24 protein-coding genes, 2 tRNA genes, 1 other RNA gene and 1 pseudogene are annotated in these 21,205 nt (G+C 27.8%); 25 read left to right on the top strand and 3 right to left on the bottom strand.

What is annotated here, in order from left to right; translation table 11 throughout:
• Positions 1-2: 2 nt before the first annotated feature.
• From NGI68_RS14370 to NGI68_RS14350, 5 genes are all read left to right on the top strand, one after another.
• Complete coding sequence (locus tag NGI68_RS14370; protein WP_251862146.1) at positions 3-2,195, top strand: phage/plasmid primase, P4 family; 2,193 nt, start codon at positions 3-5, stop codon at positions 2,193-2,195.
• An 84-nt stretch (positions 2,196-2,279) separates the two neighbouring features.
• Positions 2,280-2,597, top strand: coding sequence for a hypothetical protein (locus NGI68_RS14365; protein ID WP_251862145.1), 318 nt, complete (start codon positions 2,280-2,282; stop codon positions 2,595-2,597).
• A 16-nt stretch (positions 2,598-2,613) separates the two neighbouring features.
• Positions 2,614-2,877 (top strand): hypothetical protein, encoded by a 264-nt coding sequence (locus NGI68_RS14360; RefSeq protein ID WP_251862144.1) that lies wholly within the window; start codon positions 2,614-2,616, stop codon positions 2,875-2,877.
• Positions 2,878-2,879: 2 nt separating this feature from the next.
• A complete protein-coding gene (locus NGI68_RS14355) occupies positions 2,880-3,209 on the top strand; it encodes a hypothetical protein (protein WP_251862143.1) in 330 nt (109 codons plus the stop codon).
• Positions 3,210-3,229: 20 nt separating this feature from the next.
• Positions 3,230-4,345 carry a phage major capsid protein gene (locus NGI68_RS14350; RefSeq protein ID WP_251862142.1) on the top strand — a complete coding sequence of 372 codons (1,116 nt, stop codon included), beginning with the start codon at positions 3,230-3,232 and terminating at the stop codon, positions 4,343-4,345.
• Between the two features lie 760 nt (positions 4,346-5,105).
• Here NGI68_RS14350 and NGI68_RS14345 read toward each other — a convergent pair.
• The 3 genes from NGI68_RS14345 to NGI68_RS14335 form a co-directional block, all read right to left on the bottom strand.
• Positions 5,106-5,993, bottom strand: coding sequence for a phosphatidylserine decarboxylase (locus NGI68_RS14345; RefSeq protein ID WP_251862141.1), 888 nt, complete (start codon positions 5,991-5,993; stop codon positions 5,106-5,108).
• Positions 5,994-6,084: 91 nt separating this feature from the next.
• Positions 6,085-7,683, bottom strand: a complete 1,599-nt coding sequence (locus tag NGI68_RS14340) for an ABC1 kinase family protein (protein ID WP_251862140.1) — start codon at positions 7,681-7,683, stop codon at positions 6,085-6,087.
• A 77-nt stretch (positions 7,684-7,760) separates the two neighbouring features.
• Positions 7,761-8,081: a phasin family protein gene (locus NGI68_RS14335; protein ID WP_251862139.1), complete on the bottom strand. Its 321-nt coding sequence runs from the start codon at positions 8,079-8,081 to the stop codon at positions 7,761-7,763.
• A gap of 184 nt (positions 8,082-8,265) precedes the next feature.
• Here NGI68_RS14335 and NGI68_RS14330 point away from each other — a divergent pair.
• The 20 genes and pseudogenes from NGI68_RS14330 (at position 8,266) to NGI68_RS14235 (ending at position 20,867) form a co-directional block, all read left to right on the top strand.
• Positions 8,266-8,342, top strand: a tRNA-Arg gene (locus NGI68_RS14330).
• A gap of 459 nt (positions 8,343-8,801) precedes the next feature.
• Positions 8,802-9,119 carry a hypothetical protein gene (locus tag NGI68_RS14325; protein ID WP_251862138.1) on the top strand — a complete coding sequence of 106 codons (318 nt, stop codon included), beginning with the start codon at positions 8,802-8,804 and terminating at the stop codon, positions 9,117-9,119.
• Complete coding sequence (locus tag NGI68_RS14320; RefSeq protein ID WP_251862137.1) at positions 9,107-9,220, top strand: hypothetical protein; 114 nt, start codon at positions 9,107-9,109, stop codon at positions 9,218-9,220. Before NGI68_RS14325 ends, NGI68_RS14320 begins: the two co-directional genes overlap by 13 nt.
• 54 nt (positions 9,221-9,274) lie before the next feature.
• Positions 9,275-9,658: pseudogene (locus NGI68_RS14315) on the top strand (group II intron maturase-specific domain-containing protein); the annotation flags it as partial.
• Between the two features lie 140 nt (positions 9,659-9,798).
• Positions 9,799-10,245, top strand: a complete 447-nt coding sequence (locus NGI68_RS14310) for a nucleoside deaminase (RefSeq protein WP_251862136.1) — start codon at positions 9,799-9,801, stop codon at positions 10,243-10,245.
• A gap of 155 nt (positions 10,246-10,400) precedes the next feature.
• Positions 10,401-10,490: transfer RNA gene (locus tag NGI68_RS14305), tRNA-Ser, on the top strand.
• 10 nt (positions 10,491-10,500) lie between these two features.
• Positions 10,501-10,766: signal recognition particle sRNA large type (ffs, locus tag NGI68_RS14300), an RNA gene on the top strand.
• A 113-nt stretch (positions 10,767-10,879) separates the two neighbouring features.
• Positions 10,880-12,505 carry a DNA polymerase III subunit gamma/tau gene (gene dnaX, locus NGI68_RS14295; protein ID WP_251862135.1) on the top strand — a complete coding sequence of 542 codons (1,626 nt, stop codon included), beginning with the start codon at positions 10,880-10,882 and terminating at the stop codon, positions 12,503-12,505.
• Positions 12,506-12,570: 65 nt separating this feature from the next.
• Complete coding sequence (locus NGI68_RS14290; RefSeq protein WP_251862134.1) at positions 12,571-12,912, top strand: YbaB/EbfC family nucleoid-associated protein; 342 nt, start codon at positions 12,571-12,573, stop codon at positions 12,910-12,912.
• Positions 12,913-12,945: 33 nt separating this feature from the next.
• Complete coding sequence (gene recR / locus NGI68_RS14285; RefSeq protein ID WP_251862203.1) at positions 12,946-13,542, top strand: recombination mediator RecR; 597 nt, start codon at positions 12,946-12,948, stop codon at positions 13,540-13,542.
• 73 nt (positions 13,543-13,615) lie between these two features.
• Complete coding sequence (locus NGI68_RS14280) at positions 13,616-13,861, top strand: YaaL family protein (RefSeq protein ID WP_251862133.1); 246 nt, start codon at positions 13,616-13,618, stop codon at positions 13,859-13,861.
• Positions 13,862-14,009: 148 nt separating this feature from the next.
• Complete coding sequence (locus NGI68_RS14275; RefSeq protein ID WP_251862132.1) at positions 14,010-14,270, top strand: pro-sigmaK processing inhibitor BofA family protein; 261 nt, start codon at positions 14,010-14,012, stop codon at positions 14,268-14,270.
• A gap of 145 nt (positions 14,271-14,415) precedes the next feature.
• Positions 14,416-15,108: a DNA/RNA nuclease SfsA gene (gene sfsA / locus NGI68_RS14270; RefSeq protein ID WP_251862131.1), complete on the top strand. Its 693-nt coding sequence runs from the start codon at positions 14,416-14,418 to the stop codon at positions 15,106-15,108.
• A gap of 53 nt (positions 15,109-15,161) precedes the next feature.
• Entirely contained in the window at positions 15,162-15,647 is a 486-nt protein-coding gene (locus tag NGI68_RS14265) for an NAD(+) diphosphatase (RefSeq protein ID WP_251862130.1), read from the top strand.
• 127 nt (positions 15,648-15,774) lie between these two features.
• Complete coding sequence (locus NGI68_RS14260) at positions 15,775-16,491, top strand: beta/alpha barrel domain-containing protein (protein WP_251862129.1); 717 nt, start codon at positions 15,775-15,777, stop codon at positions 16,489-16,491.
• 134 nt (positions 16,492-16,625) lie between these two features.
• Complete coding sequence (locus NGI68_RS14255) at positions 16,626-17,414, top strand: EFR1 family ferrodoxin (RefSeq protein WP_251862128.1); 789 nt, start codon at positions 16,626-16,628, stop codon at positions 17,412-17,414.
• A gap of 18 nt (positions 17,415-17,432) precedes the next feature.
• A complete protein-coding gene (locus NGI68_RS14250; protein ID WP_251862127.1) occupies positions 17,433-17,594 on the top strand; it encodes a hypothetical protein in 162 nt (53 codons plus the stop codon).
• Between the two features lie 380 nt (positions 17,595-17,974).
• Entirely contained in the window at positions 17,975-18,679 is a 705-nt protein-coding gene (locus NGI68_RS14245) for a tRNA threonylcarbamoyladenosine dehydratase (RefSeq protein WP_251862126.1), read from the top strand.
• 106 nt (positions 18,680-18,785) lie between these two features.
• A complete protein-coding gene (locus NGI68_RS14240; protein ID WP_353505408.1) occupies positions 18,786-19,889 on the top strand; it encodes an MFS transporter in 1,104 nt (367 codons plus the stop codon).
• A gap of 33 nt (positions 19,890-19,922) precedes the next feature.
• Positions 19,923-20,867 carry a GNAT family N-acetyltransferase gene (locus tag NGI68_RS14235; RefSeq protein WP_251862125.1) on the top strand — a complete coding sequence of 315 codons (945 nt, stop codon included), beginning with the start codon at positions 19,923-19,925 and terminating at the stop codon, positions 20,865-20,867.
• The last annotated feature ends 338 nt before the right edge of the window (positions 20,868-21,205 follow it).

The raw sequence follows: 21,205 nt of genomic DNA, 5'->3' as shown, positions 1-21,205 counted from the left end.
TAGTGACAGGGGAAAATTTTACTTCAATTATAGAAAAAAAATTATTCCCAATAGTACCATTAGTAAACTACTCAAAAATACCAGTAGTTCCGTGGAGCAATAAAGACTATTGGATTAAAAATCAAAATGAACTTCAAGAAGTATCCTCAATATATAAAGAGGAAGTAGATGGAAAAGTAAGAGGTGGACAAGTTACAGGGTTCTCTCTTGTATGTGGAAAAATTAGCAATATTATGGTTATAGATATTGATATTAATCATGGGAATAGTGATATTAATGGAATTGATAATTTTAGAGATTTCATTAAAGAGTTTTCAAAAGAGGATAAGGAAAAAATAAATAATACATTTGCAGTAATAACTCCACGAGGTGGTGTACATTTATATTTTAAATATAAAGAAGGATTAAAAAATAAAGCTGACTATGCTCCAGGAATAGATATAAGAACAGATGGTGGGTTAATTGTATTACCTAATAGTAAGGTGAAGATTGATAAAAGTATTAAGGAATATCAACCAAATACACATGATATTCAAGATATGCCACAAGCCTTATTTGATAAGTTAATAAATTTAGATAAACCTTCTCAAAAGAAAGAGAGTTCAGAGGGTCAAAGTGTAGCGGTAAAGGATTTTAAGGCTAATAAATATTATAAATCTGTAAAAGAGGGCGAAGGTCGAGATAACACTTTAATAAGTTGGCTAGGGTACATGATTAAAAATAATCCTACTATGAGAAAAAAGGAAATGTTATTACCTCAGGCTATAATGTATAACAATTGTTGGTTTATGCCGCCTTTAACTTTTGAAGAAGTAGAAAGAAAGGTTGATAGTGTTCTTAAATATGTGTTGCCTTCTTATTGTGATGATAAAGGCAATGTTAACAATTGGGCACTGGTTCAGCACATAATAAAAAAACAACCCAGTTATATAAAAGGTAATTTATGGTTTATATATGATACTGAAAAAGGATTTTATGAATATAAGGAGCTGAAAGAAGTCCAGAAAATGTTTTTTGAATATGCCATAAATGACAAAGACAAAACAGTTACTAAGTCAAAGAATTTTGCGGAGCTTTTAATGTTAAGCAGTACAGACGCTAGAAAGGTGAATGATGAAAAGAATTATATTAATTGTTTAAATGGAATTATTGATATAGAGAATAACAAACTCTTATCACATAGTCCCGAGTATAAGTTAGAGGTCCAATTTCAAGCCAATTATATAACTGACTGGGAAGATAGATTTACTGATTCAGAGTTTAAAAAGTTTTTAGATAGTACACTTGATAAAGGCAGTGTAATAACGCTACAGGAAACATGGGGGCTTATGTTATCTCCTCACGCTAGAGAGATTCAAAACAGTTTTATATACAAGGGTGAAGGTTCTAATGGTAAAAGTGTAGCCTTTGATATACAGGAGGCTTTAATAGGCGATAATAGGTGTATTTGTGGTATAGGATTGGGTGATTTCGGCGGAGATTTTACAATATCAGCTGCAGAAGGTAAACATGTCAATATAGTGCGTGATGATGAATTAAGTGGTAAAAAAATACATGGATTTTTTAAATCAATGGTATGTGGTGAACCTGTAACAGTAAATAGAAAAAATAAGGATTTAGTTAGGTTAGGTTTTAATATGACTATGTTCTTTGGATTAAACCGTATGCCAAGTGCAGTGGATAAGTCCACAGGATTTTTCAGAAGACCCATAATAATTCCTTTTAATACTTCCTTTGGTACAGAGAAAGAAGTTGCGGAGGGTATATGTGATAAGGTGAAGGATACTGAGCTAGCAGACAAAATAATAAATAAAGAGTTAGACATAGTTTTTATGTGGGCTTATGAAGGATTACAAAGAATTAAAGCTAATAAATGGAAAATTACTAAAAGCCAAGCGGCTGAACAGGAAATGGAAGAATATAGAGAAGAAGTTGACAGTGCATATGCTTTCTTTAAAGAAAAAATAAGTTTAGTGCCTAAGAAGGGTATTAAAATTCCTAAAGGTGATGTTTACAAGGTCTATGATAGTTGGTGCATATCAAACAATATAATACCTATGAATCCAACTCACTTTGGAAGGCAATTATCAAGTTTTGGAATAAAACAGAAAAAGAGTAATAGTGTTGGATATTATCTTGATATTGAAATTAATGATATTGAAGAAATAAAAGATGGGATTTTTCCATTTAAATAAAAAAAGTCCATTCCGATAGGAACGAACTACAAATCCAACTTTATTTTATCCTATTGAAGCGAAAAATGCAAGGAGGAAAAAATAATGTATAAAGTATTAAAAAATATTATAAATAAAGTTATAGAAAGCGAATTTCATCGTTTAGAGGAGAACGTAACTAATTTAGAAAAAATTCAAGAATATTTAGAACTTAGTGAGAAGTATAATGAATTAGAAACAAATTTATATAAGATTTTACCAAAAGAACATCATGACTTAATAGAGGAATTTACACAAACATTAATTTCATCGTTAACAATAGAAAAAAAATATATGTTTAAGCAAGGAGTTATAAAAGGATTAACAGATTTAAACTATTTAGAAGAAGTAGGGCGAGAAATTATTTTTTATATAGATGATTAGAAGGAGGATAAAGAAAATGAAAGAAAGGATTATCTTTCAGTGTGAGCATTGCAATAAAAAAAGATTAATAAATAAAAGTGCGATGGAAAAGCATGAAGAAAGGTGTTGGTGGAATACCAAAAATAAAACCTGTGTGACTTGTAAATATAATAATACTCCCGTTGTAGAAAGCGCTATGGGTGTTCTTATATATGAAAGGGAATGCAGTAAAATAGGTTATAAAAGTAATAGTAATAAGCCAATAGTCAATTGTAACCAATGGGAAGAGGAGGAATATTAAGCATGGAAAATGAAATAAAAAATCAAAATATAGAACAGGAAATTGATTATAAAGCAGAATATGAAAAAATGATAGCCGGGAAAGAAAGAGAAAAAGCTATTAATGGATTTAAAGGAGCAGTATCAAATAAAGGATATATGATAAATGAAGATTTATTTTCAAAAATGTGTGATGAATATGACAACAAAACTTTGGAGGGATTTTCAAATATAATTAATGCAATAGAACAAAAGCCAAAAATTACTGGGATTACACCGGCGAGTGGTTATTCATCACCAATAAATAAAGAAGTTGAAAAAGTAACATTTAATGATTATATAAATAATAAATAAAGGGAGGATTTATTAAGTCTATGAGAAGTAAAGATATATTAAAACAAGAATTTAAAGAAGAAATTCAAAAAGCTCTACAAAGCACAGATGAAGGAGCAATGGCAGATGCATTTATAAATCTTATAGAAAATGCTAGTACATCTAATTCAAGCGAAGAAGGAGTAGTAAAACAAAGCATGAAAATTAATTCAATTAAGGAAAATGGAATTAAGGCTGCTAAAATGAGTAAATCAGATTTTAAGAGGAAATTTGGTGCTAAAGATGGTATGTCTTTTACTAATTTTGCGCAACAAGTATTATTAAAAAATGGAGATATAAAACAGGAAATACAAAAGAGAACAGATGGGAGTGTAATTGCACCTATTGGAATATCAGCTGACATAATTTATAACGCATGTCAAAAGTCAGTTTTATTAAACAATTGTCCTATAGTACCTATGGAAACTGGAACGGTTCGTATAGGGAAAATTGATGAGGATATGGAACTAGATTTTAAAGAACGTGGAGCAGTAGGAAAGAATACTTCATTAGGGTTAAAGCCAGTTGATTTAGTAGCAAAAACACTTTATGGTTATGTTGAAGTAGCTGAAGAAGATATACAAGATGTTTACCAAATAGAAAATATTTTAATGAAAGCTTTTTCTGATGCAGTTGCAAAAGCTTTAGATAATAATTTTTTATATACAAACAGTAATGCATCAACTAAAGAAGGTGTTTATCCTAATGGGATAATGGATAATGTAGATATTAAAAAGATACAAGTGTCAAGTGTTGATTATGATATGGTAGCAAAAGCAAGACTTGAAATATCAAAAGAAAACGGAGAGCCTGACACAATTGGAATTAATCCTAATGAATTATATAGCCTACAAATATTAAAAGACAGTACAGGACAGTACATACAAACTCCAGTATTTTATGGCAACCTTACTCAAATAGAAAGTAACGGATTGAAACCTAAACATGTATTAGTAATGGATAGTAATGCTGTTGCAGTTGGTATAAGAAATCAAATAGATTTTAAGGTAATGAATGATATAAAAAAAGGAACTATATTAATGCGTGTAATGGTTAGAGCAGATGTGTTGCCAATTAGAGAAAATCATATTTGCAAAATAGAAATAGTAGAAAGTTAAACAGAAGAAACCTATATTAAATGAGGAAAGATGGTAAGTACCCCGGGTCAAAAAAATGAAAAAAATTTTTAGTATGGGGAGAACGGGTAGTAGGCACGACAAAACAACTCTCTCGCATGCGTGAGAAAAAATAGCAGGAAAGGAGGGGCTTAAAGGTATAAAATTAGCATGAAAAATAGGGATAACCCTTTGAAATATATAGGTTTGCTAATAAAATATACAATGAAATCTATTAAAGAATATACCTAAAAAATAGTAGATAAAAGCTAAAAATTTGCATATAAATTAGCTTTTTATCTACTATTTTTGTCACATATATATGATAATATTATATTGACAGTACTCTAAGTACTCTAAAAGTACAGTAAAAAAGTTAGTGTACTGACACTTTAAGACATTGGTATTACTAGGTTTTATATAGTACAGTACTCTAAGTACACTAAATATTGATATTTTTAAATATTATTTTTTTTACCCTTTATTTATTATTTTTACGTTTTTTTATATATGCATATAAATGTTATGTTTATTGGATTTATCAATGAAAAGTAATATTGATTTTTACCCCTTTTTTTACCCCTTATAGCTTAAAATAAACAGGTATAAGTTAATACTAACTAAAAAATGGAATGAGTATTTAAGCGGATTTGAAGGCATTTTAAAACATTATAAAACTGCACGTCGCGAACCAGTTGGCCGCGGGTTCGAATCCTGCCCGGTGCACCATTAAATAAAAGTCTTTCGATAAATCGAAAGACTTTTATTTTTTATTTCCAATAGGCTCTCCCATTATAACAGCTGTTTCATATCCTAAGTTACTTTGCTTTAATATATCATCATGAATTTTTATAGTATTTTCTTTAAAGAATAAAACTACTGTAGATCCACCAAATTTAAAATAACCTTTTTCATCCCCTTTTAAAATTTTAGTATTAGGTTTATAAGTTTGTATTATAGACCCTACACAAGTAGCTCCTACTTCCATAAATATTACATCATGAAAATTTTCACTATGAAAAATAGAGTATTCTCTTTTGTTTTTACAAAATACACTAGGAATTTTAGTTAATGCAATTGGGTTTACAGAATAGTAAAAGCCATCTAGTTTTATGCTTTCTTCACACATACCATTATCTATAAAATGAAATCTATGATAATCAGTAGGACATAGTCTTAATATTATACAAGTTCCATTCTCATATTTCTTTGCCACTTTATTGTCATTTATTAATTCACAAAAACTATAGTTCATTCCCTTTATATTAGTCATTGAGTTTAGATTTAAGCTCTCATATACAAGTATTTTTCCATCACCAGGAGATATTAAAATATTTTCATCTACTTTTATAGGTCTAGCTTCTTTTTTTAATTTCCTAGTAAAAAAGTCGTTAAAGCATTTAAAATTATTTGAATCATCTTGGGATAGAGACATATCAATATTAAAATTATCAATAAATTTATTTATTTTTTTACTACTTATTTTTCTGTCGCAATAGAATCCATACAACTTTGAAAAAATTTTTTTCTTTATGAATAGTTCTAAAAGATTCATACCAATGGGAGAGGAATAAGTCCAATTCAAATATTTTTCTCCAGCAACATTTTCTATATCATAATTTTTACTTTTTCTATTATAATACTTTATCATTAAAAAACCTCTTTCTAATTATAGCATGATACAATAATTATTATTTAATTACTTATAAATGTCAATAAATTAATAAAAGCTATAAAATGTATCATAATTTCCCAGATTTTATTATGGATATAAGAAGCCAAAAACCCATAAAGGCTGCAATGAGATATCCCAATATACCAATTATAGATATGTTGTATAATTTAGGGCCCACATTGGAAGTAAGTATAAAAGAAGATCCGATTATCATTGAAGATATTATAAGAGCAAAAACTATTCTATTTACCATTCTGTTTAATGAATTAATAGATCTATTTAAACTATGAACATTTAGTTGAAGTTTTGACCTACCATTTAAAATATTATCTAGTAATTGAACAGTTTTATTAGGAATTTTAGATAAATTCTCTGTGGTTTTATAACTATTTAACAATAATTCATCTAAATTAATGTTTTTAAAGAAATTAATCTTATTATTATTTTCTACATATGGTATAGCAATATCTAATATTTGAATGTTAGGATCTATTTTTTCTAATATACCTTCTACTATAATTAAACTTCTTATTAGCATTGTTAATTCCTTAGGCAATCCTAGATTATTACGACTAGCACATTGGAAAATTTGCTGAAGCATGGTAGACATTTTTATATTCTTTAGTGGAGTAGAAAGATAAATATCAAATAAATAATTTATATCTTCAAATAAATTATTTTTATCTATATAGCCTTTTTTTATTCCAATGGATAGGAGTACAGATATAAGCTTATCAACATCCTTAAAAGCAACAGCAACCATAGCTTCATTCAAATAATTTTTTAAATTGGGTGTTAGGGCTCCCATTATTCCAAAGTCTATATAACATATTTTACCTTTATATATAAAAATATTTCCTGGATGAGGATCACCATGGAAAAATCCATATTCAAAAATTTGTTTTAATATGGATATAGCTAATTTATTAGCCACATCTTTTCTATTATAATTTAATTTATCTAAGGTGTTTATATCAGTTATTTTAAAACCATAAATTTTTTCCATTGTGATTATATTGGTACTACAATATTTATCTATGGTATTAGGAGTATAAATATATTTTATATTTTTATTAAAATCTTTAAATTTCTTCATATTTTCTTTTTCATTATTAAAATCTAATTCTAAATTTGTTGCATTTATAAGTTCATCTATGGCTTCTTTAGGATCTATCAAAGTTTCAAGTGTTTTTATCTTTCCAATGGTAAATATTTTTTTTATTATTGCTAAATCCATATTCATTTTTTCTTTTATTTCAGGTCTTTGAATTTTTACTATAACTTCTTGATTATTATGAAGTTTAGCGGAATAAACTTGAGATATTGATGCGGAAGCTAAAGGTTTTTTATTAAAGTCTAAAAAAGCTTCTTCTATTGATACATTAAATTCTTTAAAAAATGATTCATTTATATCCCTAAAATTATCCTCAGGTACATTATCTTGAAGTTTTGATAATTCCCGTATGTAAGGTTCTGACAATATATCCGGCCTTGTGCTTAATATTTGACCTATTTTTATAAAGGTAGGACCTAATTCTTCAAAGGCTTTTCTTAAGTTTTCAGGAGCTTTTTCTTCATTAAATTTTGAACCCACTATATGACCAAAACCGTAGAATGCTAATATCTTTAATATTTCTTTAAATCTTTGTACTGAATTTAAGTGCATCTTAATACCTCTCTGATAACTTTTATATACAATTATAGTATAAATAAAAGCCCTAACATTAGTTGGGCTTATTAATATTATTTGTCTAATTGAGAAATTTTATTTTCTAGAGATTCTACTCTAGTATTTATATTATCTAGATGTTTTTTATTAACAAAATTTAATTCATTAAATATAGATATTATATCTTCTTTTGTTAGTGGTTTTTCTTTTGAGGAACTTTTAGTCCTTTTATTAAGATTAATAGATCTCTTTAATTCTTCAGACAATTCTTTACCTTCGCTTATAGTAATCTTACCTTTTTCAACCATTTCATCTACTAATTTAGAAGCTTTTTCATAGGTATAAGCTGCTGAACCAATACCAGCCAAAAGTATATTTTTGAATTCTTCCATCATAATATACACCTCCTATTTTACATATATTATACTACAATGAAATATACTACATAAATTAAATAATTATTAATTTTAGTATTAGCTATAATAGTAAAAATTATAGTTAAAATTAATTATGATACATACAATTGTTGACAATAATAAGGATTTGTAATAAACTATTAAAAGTAAAAAGAATAAATGAGCGCTCGTAGCTCAGTAGGATAGAGCAGCAGTTTCCTAAACTGCGTGCCGCAGGTTCGATTCCTGTCGGGCGTACCAAGAGTCTTATAGCTTAATAGTTATAGGACTCTTTATTTTAGTGTGCCCAGCATGGGCAACAACTTGACGGTGAAAGTCCGTTGTGGGCTTAGTAGTGGGAACCACTAGCTAATGACAAGGGTGTCCATCGTGAGACGGAATCTGAAGGAAGTCAGAGGCAAAGTCTCGGTCTGAGGGATACGAACTACATACAAGGCTTACTAAGGACGGACGAGTTTGCTAAACAAAACAAAGTCCAACACTACTCAAATTCTTAGGAGTAAATGTAGCAGATACATGAGATGAAGGTTGTTGTTCTTACCTGGGGATATCTGATAGATATATCATCAGACGATGTAATTCATAAATGATAACCTACATAGTGATATGTAGCTGAACTATCAGAAGTCAGCAGAGGTCATAGTACCACGTAAATACGCGTTAGCGTGGGAAGGAATGAACTTTAGGAGGTTTTAAAACTTGCAAGTTTCGAAGAATACTCGAAAATTGCAGAAAACTAAATATTTAGGCTCTAAGGCTAAAAGTAAGGTGGAACCTAAGGATAAGCACGGAGTGCATAGGGTAATCACGGCAACTACAAGACAAGAAACCGATGGGCTTGAATATGGTTCGTTAGAAAGAATATTGTCAAGAGAAAATATGCAACTAGCCTATAAAAAGGTTGTTGCCAATAAAGGTAAATCAGGTATTGATAGAATGACAGTTGCAGATATGCTGATGATTGTAATATCTACGTCAAAAGCCAAAGAGCAGGAAACAGAGTTATGGAAAGTATAACTTTATTTATTGAAAACAAACTTAAATTAAAAATAAATAAAGATAAGAGCAAAGTAGATAGACCTTGGAGAAGAAAATTTCTAGGCTTTTCATTCTATTGAGCTAGGTATACTGCTAAACTAAGAGTATATACTGAAGCTGTTAATAGATACAAAGATAAAGTTAGAAAAATAACCAGTAGGTCAAAACCATTTACGATAGAAGAAAGAATAATAAAACTTAATCTTTTGAATAGGGGATGGATAAACTATTTTGGAATAGCAAACTGTAAAGGAATAATCAAAAATTTTGAAATATGGATTAAGCAAAGAATAAGAATGTGTATATGGAAACAATGGAAAAGGGTTAAAACAAGATATAAAAATCTTAAAAAGCTGGGATATACACATAGTCAAGCAATAAAATATGACAATACCCGAAAGGGATACTGGCGTATAGCTAATAGTCCTATTTTACAAACTACTCTAAATAATCAATTCTTTAAAACCGTAGGTTTATGCAGCCTATCGGCTATTTATATGAAAGCACATAATTCTTAAAGAACCGCCGTGTACCAGACCGGTACGCACGATGGTGTGAGAGGTCGGGAAAATTTAATTAATTTTTCCTCCTACTCGATTAAATATAAAAAGGTATAAATAATAGTATATAAATAGATTCTAATAAAAAGGAGTTTTATATGAATGATTATATAGAATATGCAATTATGGAGGCAAAAAAAGCATTAGCAAAGGGAGAAGTGCCTGTTGGAGCTATTATAGTTAAAGAAAATAAAATTATAGGTAAAAGTCATAACTTAAAAGAAGTATTAAACGATCCCACTGCCCATGCAGAGATATTAGCTATAAGAGAGGCTTGTAATACAATCAATAATTGGAGGCTAAAAGGATGTAAGATGTACGTAACATTAGAACCATGTTCTATGTGTGCTAGTGCAATAATTCAATCTAGACTAAGTGAACTATATATAGGTACATTTGATCCTGTAGCAGGGGCTTGTGGATCTATAGTAAATATTACAAACAACGAATATTTAAAAAGTAATATAAGTATTAAATGGCTATATAATGATGAGTGTAGTAATATAATAACAAATTTTTTTAAAAGTATAAGAAAAAATTTATAAAATTATAATTTAAAAAGTAAAAATACATTTAATGTATTTTATTTAAAAAAATTACATATATTCTATATAAATATTATATTAAAGTATTGAAGTTATTATAATTTCATAGTATAATACTTTATGTTGATAATAAAATAATAATTGAAAGATTTTATGGAGAGATGTCCGAGCGGTTTAAGGAGCACGCCTGGAAAGCGTGTATAGGGGAAACTCTATCGGGGGTTCGAATCCCCCTCTCTCCGCCATTTAATCTTTCCGTGCTAGATGGGGAGTTAGCGGTGCCCTGTAACCTGCAATCCGCTATAGCAGGGTTGAATTCTTCGCCTAGGCTTTAACTTGTGGGGTCTGGCCTGTAAAAGTGGTGTTGATAATTGGGTCCCACGCAACGGAAATTCATGAACTCCGTCAGATCCGGAAGGAAGCAGCGGTAAGTGAACACTTTCGTGTGCCGTGGATCAACCTGGTTTGAGCTAACTATACAGGTAACGCTCATAAGTTAACAGACAAAGCGAAGTGCACGGTTTAATAAGAATTTTAAAGGTACTTTTAATGGTACCTTTTATTTTTTATAATAAAATATTAGTGTATAATATTATATATAGTTTCAATTATTTATGGTAAGAAGGTGGTAACAATGGGTTATACCGCATTATATAGAGAGTGGAGACCAAGAACATTTAAAGATGTAGTTGGACAAAAGCACATAACAGTAACACTTAAAAATCAGGTTATAGAGAAAAGAATAGCTCATGCTTATCTTTTTTGTGGAACAAGGGGTACAGGAAAAACATCTACAGCTAAAATATTATCAAAAGCAGTAAATTGTCTAAATCCTAAAGATGGTGAGCCATGTAACGAATGTGAAATTTGCAAAAAAATAAATAGTGGAACATTGATGGATGTAATAGAAATGGATGCTGCTTCTAAGAGAAAATTAGAAGATATAAAAGAGGTTATAGAAAATGTAAAATATCCACCACAAGAGGGGAAAAATAAGGTTTATATAATGGATGAAGTCCATATGCTAACTCAAGAAGCTGTAAATGCTTTTTTAAAAACTTTAGAAGAACCTCCAAGTAATGTGATATTTATATTAGCCACTACAGATCCTCAAAAACTTCCTATAACTATATTATCAAGATGTCAAAGATTTGATTTTAGAAGAATAAAAAATGAAGAAATATTTGAAAGACTTAGATCAATAGTATCAGAACAAGGCATATACGCAGATGATAAAAGTCTTAATCTTATAGCTAGAATGTCAGATGGAGCTATGAGGGATGCTCTTAGCATACTAGATCAAGTTATATCTACTGGAGATGGAAAGGTAGAGTACGATCAGGTTTTAGATATGCTAGGTTTAGTTACTAATGAAAATCTACTAAGACTTACAAATAGTATAATAGAAAAAGATGTAGAAGCATCTATGAGAACAATAGAAGATATAGTATTGAGCGGAAAAGATATATATAATTTTATAAAAGATATGATAACACATCTTAGAAATATACTTATGGTTAAGATAAGTAATAATCCAAATGAAATACTAGATATGTCTAGTGAAAATATTGATTTAGTAAAAGAGCAAGCTGAAAAAATAAGAATAGAAGAGATAATGAGAAATATAAGAATACTTCAAGAAGCAGAACAACAATCTAAATGGGTAAAACAAAGTAGAATATATTTAGAATTAGCTGTACTTAAAATGTGTAAAATAGAATATGATACATCTAAGGAAGTAATACTTTCAAGACTTAATAAGATGGAAGAACTTATAAAATCGGGGAATATAACATTAAAACCTAAAGAAGACAATCAAAATCTAAAATCAAAAGAATTTGAAATAAAGAAAATTAAAGAAAATATAAAATATGATAAAATAGAAGAAAATGTAATAGAGGAATATAATAAAGATTCTAAACTAACTATAGAAAATGTAAAAAAAATGTGGCATGATATATTAGAAGCTTTTAAAGCAAGACGGCTTATGGTATTATATGCAGCTTTAGTTACTGCTAATATATCTAATTGTAAAGAAGGAACTATTACTTTAAATTATAGTAAACAATACTCATTTAATAAAAAGAGATTGGAAAAACCAGAGAACAATAAAATAGTACAAGAAATTTTTTCTCAGGTACTAAAAGAAAAGATTAGAATAATATATAAAGTAGAAGAAAATATTAAAGAAGAAAATTTACCAGAGGAGATTTTAAAAAATACATTTGGAGAAAATATAGTAGAAATAATTGATGAATAGCTAGTTAAATATTACAATTATGATATAATAAAAATCGAATTATTTATATTAAGGAGGAATTTTTTATGGCAAGAGGCGGATTTCCAAACATGGGTGGAGGAAATATGAATAACTTAATAAAACAGGCTCAAAAGCTTCAACAAGATATGGAAAAAATGCAGGGTGAAATGGAAAAGAAAGAATTTTCAGCTACAGTTGGTGGAGGCGCAGTCATAGCTGTTGCTAATGGAAAAAAACAAATAATAGACATAAAAATTAAACCAGAAGTTGTAGATGAAGATGATATAGAAATGCTTCAAGATTTAATAATGAGTGCATGTAACGAAGCTTTAAAGAAAGCTGAAGAAGATACTTCAAGCGAAATGAAAAGATTAACTGGAGGAATGAACTTACCAGGAATGTTCTAAATTTAAGCTAAAGCAAAAACAGAGGTGAAAGATTTGGATTTTTATCCTATAGCTATAGAAAAATTAATAGAAGAGTTTGCTAAATTACCCGGTATAGGTTATAAAACAGCCCAAAGACTTACTCTATACGTATTAAATTTACCTAAAGAAGAGGTAAAAGAATTCTCGGAGGCCTTAGTAAAAGCAAGAGGGACAATTAAATATTGTTCTATATGTGGTAACTTTACAGACAAAGATCCTTGCGCTATATGTGGTAATCCTAATAGGGATAAATCTATTATATGCGTAATAGAGCAACCTAAAGACATAATGTCTATGGAAAAAATACGAGAATATAATGGAGTATATCATGTATTACATGGTAATATATCACCTATGGCAGGTAGAGGTCCCCAAGACATAAAATTAAGAGAATTAATAAGAAGAATAGATGGTAGTGTAAATGAAGTCATAGTTGCTACTAATCCTAACGTAGAAGGAGAAGCAACAGCTATGTATATATCTAAAATATTAAAACCTCTAGGAGTTAAAGTTACAAGAATTGCTCATGGAGTACCAGTAGGTGGAGATTTAGAATATGCAGATGAAGTTACTTTAGCTAAAGCTTTAGAAGGAAGAATAGAATTATAAAAAAAATTTATGAATATAAATCCCATTTTATGTCTATTATTCAAATAGGAGATAAAATGGGAGGTTTTTTATAATGAAAAAATTAAAAGATAGAGCTTATGGAGAAAAGTTATTATTAGAATCCATAGACAACGTGATATCAGAAATAGACAATAGTAGAAGATTGTTTGAAAACACAAATGATCCTAAATTAATTGATTATGCTATATATATGGAAGAGGCATTAAAATCTAAATATGTTTATCTCCTAAAACAAGCTAAAGAAAAGGGCATTAAAGTAGAATATTGTGAGAATATAAAAGAAGTTCAAGTAGGATAAAATTTATAATTATTAAACCATTAGAAACAAAAAATCTAGTGGTTTATTTTTTATTATTTTTTACTTAATATTATATTAAAACAATATATAATTTTTAGTATTAATATAGAATATAGATATAGTATATAGATTGAAAGGAGTTGAACTTATGGGAGTAGAATATATTGCCTATTTTATATTAGCTATATTTTTGTTATTTATAGTGGTAAAGATATTTTCGTGGCCATTAAAAATTTTATTAAGTCTAATAGGAAATGCTGTTTTAGGAACATTATTATTGTTTTTTTTAAATATTGTTGGAGGATTTTTTAATTTTTCTATAGGCATAAATATATGGACGGCATTAATAGCAGGTTTTTTTGGAATACCTGGAGTTATATTTCTTATAATATTTAAATTATTTTTATAAACATGTGAATAAGTTTTAAAAGTAAAAGTTTTCAACAATTCACAAGTTTACATGTGGATAAAATCTGTGGATATGTGTATAATTATATTTGAATTTATATATAGTATGAGGGGAGGATTATCGAAATTTTTTCGATAAAATAAATTTGAAAATAATAAAAAATGTATTAAGAGCTGAATTCATAAAAAGACCAAATAGATTTAAAGCTTATGTAAAGATAAATAATGAAATAGAAGTAGTGCATGTACCCAATACAGGAAGATGTAAAGAAATATTAATACCAGGTTCCACAGTTGTATTGAGGGAAGAAAATAATGAAAATAGAAAAACTCGATATGATTTAATAGCAGGATACAAGGGTAATATGCTTATAAATATAGATTCCCAGATACCTAATAAAGTGGTTTATGAGGCATTAGAGCAATCTAAAATAAGTCCCCTTAATGAATATACTAATATTAAGAGAGAAAAAACCTTTGGTAAAAGTAGATTTGATTTTAAATTAGAAAAGGAAAACGGAGAAATATATTATTTAGAAGTAAAAGGAGTAACTCTTGAAGTTGATGGCTTAACTATGTTTCCGGATGCCCCTACAGAAAGAGGAACAAAACATATACTAGAGCTAATAGAAGTGAAAAATCAGGGTATGGGTGCAGGAATATTATTTTTAATACAATTAAACGGTGTAAAAAGGTTTACTCCATATTATAAAATGGATAAAAAGTTTGGAGAAGCTTTAAGATTGGCAAAAGAAAAGAATGTAGATATTTTTGCCTATGATTGTTTAGTTGAAGAAAATAGTATTTCTTTAAATAACCCTATACCAATAGAAATTTAGAGTGAAGTTTAAATTATAGGAAGGGGAGGGAATGCTTTTTATTAAGCTAAATTATGAGATTTAAATACTGCCCACTATGTGGAGAAAAATTAATTGAAAAATACAGCTGGGATGAAGGCGGAGTTCCATATTGTAAAAATCATAATATAATGTATTTTGATACCCCCAAGCCTTGTATTGTAGTAGGTGTAGTTAAAGATGATAAAATCCTATTATTAAAGCAAAGTTACATATTTAAAAATTCTAAAGTTCTTCTATCAGGATATGTATCTAGCGGAGAAACAATTGAAGAAACTGTCCATAGAGAAGTTAAAGAAGAAGCGGGAATTACTATAAAAGACTTAAAATATTTGGGAAGCGACTATTTAGATACTAAGGATATAGTTATGATTACATTTATGGCAACATATGAAGGTGGAGAGTTAAATAAATCAGAGGAAGTAGAATGGATGGATTGGATACCTATAAAAGAAGCTATATATCATATGGAAGAAGATGAAATAGGAAGAAATGTAATAACAAAGATAATGAAATACTAGTATATCAACTGCACGTGAATAAATTTAAAATTTTAAGAAGAGTATAAAAATAAAAAGGATTTTAATAAATATATATAGAATTATTTATTAAAAAATTAAAGCTTTTTAAGGAGGAAAAAGGGGAAAAATGAACAACAGAAGTGATAAAACACTTAAACGAGTGCCAGAAATAAAAGGTGTATTGAGAAGCCATATGATAGAAGTTCCTTCAATTATTAGAGAAGCTAGTGGTATTAGAGTCTTTGGAAAAAGAATAAAATCCTTTGTATACAGCACAGATGTTGCCGTTATTAAAAATACTAATGCAGATGCCGTAATAGCAGTTTATCCTTTTACTCCCCAACCCATAATAACGCAATCCTTAATATTAGCTGCAGATATACCAGTTTTCTGTGGAGTAGGTGGAGGATTAACTACAGGGAAAAGAGTGGTTAATTTAGCTTTAGATGCTGAATTTAAAGGAGCCATGGGAGTTGTTGTAAACAATCCAACTCCTAATGATGTAATACAACAAATAAAAGACACCATAGATATCCCTATTGTAGTAACAATTGTTTCACAATATGAAGATATAGAAACCAGAATTAATTCAGGGGCTAACATACTTAACATATCAGGAGCTAAAAAGACAGCGTACATAGTAAGAGAAATAAGAAAACGATACCCAGACTTTCCTATAATAGCCACAGGAGGACCAAATGAAGCTAGTATAATGGAAACTATAGAAGCAGGAGCAAATGCTATAACATATACACCCCCTCCAGCAGCAGATATATTTAGTGAAGTTATGGATAAATATAGAGTTAATTTTAAAAAAGAGCATGATAGAGATGAAAATGAATAATCCTAAAGGAGCTTAAGTTTAAACTTAAGCTCCTTTTAAGGAAGTTTTAATACTTTTTAAAATATAATATGTTATATAATGTTATTGTATATTGAAAATTTATTTTATAAAGGTATTACGATGGGAGGATTAACATGAAAGGGATACTATTTTATTTTAGTGGAACAGGTAATACCAAATGGGTAGCTGATCTAATGGAAAATAAATTTAGTAAATTAGGCAATATTATACATAAAGTTAGTATAGAAAATATTGATGATGATATATTTATGAAAATTAATAATTATGATTTTATAATAATAGGAACACCTATTTATGCTGAAATGGGTCCAAAATTAGTACAAGATTTTGTTAATAATATGCCTAAAGTAAAAAAAAGTATTAAATGCATGGTATATTCTACTCAAGGTGCAAATGTTGCCTGTGAGCCAGAAAATATGCGCAAAGTTTTAAGTAGTAAAGGTTATGATGTAGTTGTAAAAGCTAATATAAAAATGATAAATAATTATTATTTTTCTGTAGGGAAAAAGCCTACTAAAGTGGATATGGAAAATATATTAACAAATGCAGAAAAAAAAGTAGATATAATTATAGACAAATTTTCAACAGGACAAACATATTTAGAAAATATAAGTAAAACTAGATTATTATTTGGGAAAATAACATCTAAAGGATTTAATAAATTTTTACCAAAGTTATCAAATAATATTAAATGTACAGAACATTGCATTAAGTGCGGTATGTGTGTTAGAAATTGCCCTAAAGGTAATATAGTTTTTGAAAATGGAGGTATAGTTTTTCATAGTAATTGTATATTATGTTTAAGATGTATATATATATGTCCAAGTAATGCAATATTTTATAAAGATAAAAGAATAGATCAAATAGAAAAAAACATAATAAAATTATTAGATATAAAATAAGAGGAATGGTGTTATAATATGAATATAAATAACGATAATTGTAGTAAATGTATAAACACATTAATAAGTAACTGTGATGGTAATTTGCAAAATTGTATTTGCAGAAAATGTGTTAGAAATATAGAAAAGTGTATAATTACTAAGTATTGTTCAGAAACTGAATCTACATTAAATATATAACTAATGGAACAGATATAATATATTGATAAAATAATAAAAATATGGTAAAATTTTAAATGTATTATATTAGTAAAAATAGATAATAACAGTTTTTAAAGTTTTATTTTTTAATAATGTATAATTCATGTTTCGGAATAAGGGTTAAATGATTATATATTGTTATTAAAATTATAATTTTACAACAATCTAACGGTTAAAAAAGGCTGGGACTAGTTTTGTTGTAAAATATTTATATAACTTTATAAAACTGTTTATGATTTAAACCTCTATTCTTAAATTGATCGGTTATATAAGAATAGGGGTTTTTATAATTTTTGTAGATTAAATAATTGATTTTGTTATAAAATAAGAGTATTGTCGTAAAGTTAAGGAGGATTATAATGGATAATTGGTTACAAAGAACTGAATTTTTAATAGGAAAAGAAGCTGTAGAAAAATTAAGTACAAGTAAAGTTGTTGTTTTAGGAGTTGGGGGTGTTGGAAGCTTTGTAACAGAAGCATTAGCTAGGTCAGGAGTAGGAAATATAACAATAGTTGATAAAGATACAGTAGATATAACTAATATAAATAGGCAAATTCATGCCAATGTTAATACTATTGGTCAATCTAAAGTAGAGCTAATGAAAGAGAGAATATTATCTATAAATCCCAATTGTAATGTAAAAGCTCATAAATTATATATAGATGAGGACACCATAAATGAAATAATAGATAACAATACAGATTATGTTGTAGATGCTATAGATACGGTTTCTTCAAAAATATTAAGTATAGTATGGTGTATTAATAATGATGTAAATATAATAAGTAGTATGGGAACTGGAAATAAATTATGTCCTACTAAATTAAAAATAGCCGATATATATGATACTAAGATATGTCCATTAGCCAAAATTATGAGATCTGAACTTAGAAAAAGAAATATAAAAAGTCTTAAGGTCTTATATTCAGAAGAAGCTCCAATAAAAAATGCTAATAGACCAATAAATGAAAAAGGAAGACCAATTACAGCTAGCATAGCTTTTGTTCCACCTTGTGCTGGACTTATAATAGCAGGAGAAGTGGTAAAAGATATAATAAAATAAATTGAATATGATTGTTTTATAATTATTAAGAGCAAAGATTTAGGGGGGATTAGCCATCAAAGAAAAAAATAAAAATTTAATATTGTTGTTATATATGTTTCTAACCATGATATTGGTAGCTGTTTGTGATAGTACAAGAGGAATCTTTATACCTATATTTAAAAATGAGTTCAATGTAAGTAATACTAAGATAGGATTAATGATTACTATAAGTACATTAGGATACACATTATTTACATATTTAGGTGGTATATTGTGTGAAAGGAAAGGCCAAAAGACAGTATATGGAACAGGGCTTTTAATAATATGTATATCATTTTTATTATTAAATTTTGCGCCTAATTACAGCATTCTTGTTATAGGAATGTTCATGATAAATGGAGGACAAGCTTTTCTTGCTATATCCAATAATACAATAATACCTATTATTTTTATAAGCTTTCAGGCAATAATAATGAATTTAACTCATTTTAATTATGGAATGGGATTAGCTATATCTCAAAGAATTTCTGGAATGCTTTTGTATAGAGGCATAACTTGGAGAAGAATATATATTTATTTATCAATTATAACTCTTATAATATATATATTATTATTTTTTATTAAGGTTCCTAAAATTGACAAGTCCAAAGAAAATAATAAATTAGAATGGAAAGAAATTTTTAAGGACAAACTACTATATTTTTATGTATTTGGATTAGGATTTTATGCTTTTAGTGAAATGGCTACTGCAAATTGGTTTGTAAATCTGATGGAAAATGGATATAAATATAATAAGAATCAAAGTTCATATTATATATTTTTATTTTCATCCTTATTTGCATTAGGTAGATTGGTAGGTGGATTTGTAGTTGAAAAATTTAACTACATAAAAGCTGTATGTGTGTCTTTGGCCATAGCCTTGATAATGTATACAACAGGGATAACATTGGGACAAATGGGATTAATAATGATATCATTATCTGGAATATTTTTTTCAATAGTATATCCTACTACTGTATTAACTGTTAGTAAAAACTATCCCAATCATAGTGCTTATATAACAGGTATAGTAGTAACATTATCTTCATTTGTAAATATGAGTATAAATTTCTTTATGGGATGGTTAAATGACTTAGCAGGTATTTATAAAGCCTATTGCCTTATTCCTGCAAGTTTATTTATTTCTTTAATGTTCATGTTTTTAATACACAGAAATACAAAAAAATGATTTGAAATTCTTTATGTGTAGGAGAGAGAGTTTATGGGCAATAAGTTTAAGGTGAGTATAGAATTAGCTAAAGGTACAGTGAATGAATATATAATTAAAGATATTGCAGGTATAAGTATAGGTAGAATATTCATATTAGAATTATCTAAAACAAATAAATATTGTTGCTTTAGATTAAATTTTTATAGAGATGGTGAAAATTCTAATATATATTTGAATTATATATTAAAAGATTTCTTACAATATTTATTTTACAAAAAAGGCATTTGTAAAATAAATATTATAATAAATGAAAATATGAATCCAGCTATTTTTATGGAATATGGGTTTTACCTAGAAGGTGTTATAAACCATAGTAGATTAATAGAAGGTATAAAAAGTAGTGAGTTTTTATTTGGATTGGATATAGATACTTTTAGAAGATGTAATTTATATAAAGAGATAAACTTAGAAGGAAAAAATATTAAATTAAAACTTGTAACACCTATAAATGCAGAAGAATTATTAGATTATTATATAAGAAATGAACATCATTTAAAAAAATATGAACCTACACGAGACAAAACATTCTATACTTTAAAGGGTCAAAAAGATTTATTGATGGATTCATATAAACAATACCTAAATGGAAATAGCCTAGAATTCGGCATATATAAAGATAAAAAATTTATAGGAAAGATAAAGATATCAAATATAATAATGGGTGTATTTAAAAATTGTAATGTAGGATATTCAATAGATAAAGATTTCCAAGGAAATGGCTACATGAAAGAAGCACTTAAATTGCTTATAGACTATGCATTTAATGAAGTTGATATACATAGAATAGAAGCTTCAACTTTAGTAGACAATATTAGGTCTCAAAAAGTATTAAAAGGGTGTGGATTTAAAGAACTAGGTATAAATGAAAATTATTTATACATAGATGGAAAATGGCAAGATCATATTACTTATTATATAGTAAATAATAATATATAAATAAACTATGCTAGGTGTATCATATATAGTTATTTTCAGTTAATTAGAGTATTTAAAAGAAAAATTGGATTTAAATTTGTATAAAGGCATATTGATTAGTAAACAACCTTACTATATGTGATATAATAACAACTGTTCTTTGGTTGTGAAATTAGAACAAACAAGAACAGTTGTTATTTTTTATTTGTTAAAAATGACAAAAACAAATTTCAAAAAAGTTCTTGACAAAGAACAACAGATTTGTTAAGATATAAAAGTCGCTGAGGCGATGTGGTCTTTGAAAATTAAACAGAGAATAAACAAGAAACATTCTTGTAACAGCCAGTAAGATAAGGTAA

It is taken from the genome of Clostridium sp. Marseille-Q2269, assembly GCF_943736985.1.
Lineage (GTDB): Bacteria > Bacillota > Clostridia > Clostridiales > Clostridiaceae > Clostridium_F.
The sequence above is the reverse complement of the archived record's forward strand: the minus strand, read 5'-3'. Positions and strand labels throughout refer to the sequence as shown.